Origin of the sequence: Sutterella massiliensis (genome assembly GCF_016899755.1) — a bacterium.
Taxonomy (GTDB): domain Bacteria; phylum Pseudomonadota; class Gammaproteobacteria; order Burkholderiales; family Burkholderiaceae_F; genus Sutterella; species Sutterella massiliensis.
Window position 1 is genome coordinate 1 of the sequence record NZ_JACJJC010000199.1, and the last position, 654, is coordinate 654.

Annotated in this window: 1 protein-coding gene; it reads right to left on the reverse strand. The window is 59.5% G+C overall.

Annotation, left to right across the window (positions count from 1 at the left end; all coding sequences use genetic code 11):
• Nucleotides 1-654 (reverse strand): hypothetical protein (locus tag H6A60_RS12145; protein WP_205104990.1); only part of this gene is annotated, 654 nt, incomplete at both ends.

Below are 654 nucleotides of genomic sequence, written 5' to 3' on the forward strand. Positions count from 1 at the left end.
CAGCTGCACCGTACAGCTCGGCTTCGCGGGCCTTTCGACGTTGCTGCGCCGCATTGACCTCACTGCCGATTCTGCGTCGATCATTGCCAATGGCCTTTGCAATGTCGTCGAAAGCTCCAAGCGCCTTGTTCGCACCGATCCCTCCGATGTCGACGGGGGCGGCTTGTACGGACGCCCGATCGGCCTCAAGCGACTCAACCGAATCGAGGTCCCGTGCGTATGCCGCTGCGGAAAAGAACGAAAAGAGGTCTTCGAGCCATTTTGAAGCCGTACGAGAGACGCCGGCGCTTCGGTCGGTCTTTGCGGTGCGTTCCAAGCTGCGGAACGCGGACGCGATTTCGTGCGAATCGAGAAACATGCGGTCAACCGAGGACGGCTCGGCGATTTTCTCCGAATCGAACGTTCGACTCGACAAGGGGGAGCTATCGGCATTACCGGACGGATTGACGGGGTTGACGGGGTTGACAGACCCGACGTCAGGAAAGAAGTCCCTGATGAGACTCTCGCCGTCGCGATCGCGTTTTGGCGTTTGACGCTTCGTGTCGGCGAAGCGATTATCGGTTGTCGGCGCCGCTTCCATCGCTTCTTTCTTTCCAGAAAATTCTTCTTCTCCGTCGCCCGAACGAACGGCGCGAACCGCCCCGTTCTCAACGG